Source organism: Bradyrhizobium sp. ORS 375 (assembly GCF_000239775.1).
In the GTDB taxonomy this organism is placed as follows: Bacteria; Pseudomonadota; Alphaproteobacteria; order Rhizobiales; family Xanthobacteraceae; genus Bradyrhizobium.
Map to the genome: position 1 here is coordinate 1 of NZ_CAFI01000466.1, position 2,057 is coordinate 2,057.

Genomic DNA, 2,057 nt, shown 5'->3' on the forward strand with positions numbered 1-2,057 from the left:
CCTGTAGCCGAGCTCCAGGACCGCCAGCGCCCCGGGCAGCGACGCCACGCGCGCCGCCCAGCGCCACCGCGGCAGACGCCGCCAGACCTCGACAAAAGCAGCGGCGCCCGACAGCAGCCGCCCGTCACTGGCGCGCACATGAAACCGCGCCATCGCCTGCTGCTGGCTCAGCCCCTCCGGTGTCTCGGCATCGGCTTTGGAGACATCGACGAAGCACAGCGCACCGGCCTGATCCGTGCGGCTGTAGTAATTGATCTCCGCCCGGCACAGCGGGCAGGAGCCGTCGAAGTAGACGGTTGATTGTGCAGGCTCTGGCGCCATGCGGATCTCCAAGACACCGGCTTCGGTCCCGGAGCTTAAACGTCCGCGAGAGGGTCTTGGGTCTGTGGCTCGTTGAATTTCATTGGGAGGAAGGATGCGGCAAAGTCAGGTCCGTCGCATAGAAGAATGAGCCCATCGCGGCAGGAACCACGGCCAATTTGTTACTCCGTCATGCCCGGGCTTGTCCCGGGCATCCACGTCCATCGGAGTGCGCCGGACGACGTGGATGGCCGGGACAAGCCCGGCCATGACAACGTGGAAGCAGTCTGGTCCGACAGATCAAACGTCATACGCGACAGGACTGCGGCGATAATCCAGACCTGCCACCGCAGCACCCCACTCACCGCGGCGGCATCTTCTCGAACCTCGGCAGCGCCGGATCGAGGTGATCCCAGGCGTATCCGGCCGCGGTCCAGGACACCAGTTGCGGCTTGTAGCGGCCGGGATCGTCGAGGCTGGCCGGGGTGACGATGAACACATCCGGCATCGCCGGAAACGTCATGTGCATCGACGAGCCGCAGGTCGGACAGAAGGCGCGGCGCTTCACGGTGCCGCCATCGCCTGTGGTCTCCCAGTGCGATACTTCGCCGTCGACCTTCACCTCCGCCGCAACGAAGGTGAGGTGCGACTGATGCCCGGTGCCGCTGTCGCGCTGGCATTGCCGGCACTGGCAGTCCAGCATCACCGCGGGCTCCCCCGTGATCTCATAGCGCACCGCGCCGCAGGCGCAGCCGCCGGCATAGACGTTGGTCATGATGGTTCTCCGTGTGCGTCAATGCGGCCGCTGCAGCGATGTCTCGTCAGTGACGAGCTGATCGAGCTTCTTGACCACCGTCTTCCAGCCCTCGCCCATCTTGCGATACGCGGTCTCGTTGGCGGGCAGAACGAAGCCGGAATGGACGAGGCGCAGGCGCGTACCGGTGTCCGCTCTGGCCAGGGTGAAGGTGACCACGGTCGCCAACGGCGCGCCGTAGCCGACATTGCCGGCATGGCCGCCCTTCCACGCATAGGACAGCCGCTCGTTCGGCACGACCTCCAGCACCTCGCAGTGAATGGTGCCGTCCCATTCGCCGGCCGGCGTGGTCTGGAAGGTGAAGTGCGTTCCCACCACGGCTTCGAACCCCGTGGGCGCCATCAGCCAGCGGCCGATCAGTTCGCCATTGGTCAGCACCCTCCAGATGACTTCGGGCGCATGCGGGAAGATCTCCTCCACCATGATGGCCTGCGTATCCGGCTTGACGGTCTGGTTCATGGGTCGATCTCCTTCAGCAGTTTTCTCAGATCGGCGAAGCGGTCGCGCCAGAACGCGCCGTAATGGCTCATCCAGTCGGCCAGCGGCGCGAGGCCGCGTGGCTCGGCGCGGTAGTAGACCTTGCGCCCCTCGGGGCGCTCGCAGACCAGGCCCGCCTGCTTCAGGGCTTTCAGATGCTGCGAGATGGCGCCCTGCGTGACGCTGCTGCCGCGGGTCAGCTCGACCACGGTGATCTCGTCGGCGTCGACGATGCGCTCGAAGACGGCCCGACGGGTGGGGTCGGCCAAGGCGCGCATGACGGTGGTGATGGTTTCAGGCGGGATCATGCAGAAACAATAGCTACGGCTAATGAATTAGTCAACACTAATCCTTTTGGCCTCTCGGAACCGCGCGGTGACCGCCGGGCTCGATACACCGAAAATCCGAATTTTATTCTTCCGTTTTCCCGAATGCCGTGCTATGGTCTAGCATCCCGTCTCACTTG

Annotated in this window: 4 protein-coding genes; all 4 read right to left on the bottom strand. The window is 64.8% G+C overall.

Annotation, left to right across the window (positions count from 1 at the left end; all coding sequences use genetic code 11):
- A partial coding sequence (locus tag BRAO375_RS31795) for a thiol-disulfide oxidoreductase DCC family protein (protein WP_035643253.1) occupies positions 1–321 on the bottom strand: 321 nt, incomplete at its 3' end.
- Between the two features lie 340 nt (positions 322–661).
- Entirely contained in the window at positions 662–1,075 is a 414-nt protein-coding gene (locus BRAO375_RS31800) for a GFA family protein (RefSeq protein WP_009031535.1), read from the bottom strand.
- Positions 1,076–1,093: 18 nt separating this feature from the next.
- On the bottom strand, positions 1,094–1,573 hold the full coding sequence (locus BRAO375_RS31805) for an SRPBCC family protein (RefSeq protein WP_009031536.1): 480 nt from the start codon (positions 1,571–1,573) through the stop codon (positions 1,094–1,096).
- A complete protein-coding gene (locus BRAO375_RS31810) occupies positions 1,570–1,899 on the bottom strand; it encodes an ArsR/SmtB family transcription factor (protein ID WP_035643255.1) in 330 nt (109 codons plus the stop codon). The genes BRAO375_RS31805 and BRAO375_RS31810 overlap by 4 nt, the downstream gene beginning before the upstream one ends.
- Positions 1,900–2,057 lie beyond the last annotated feature (158 nt).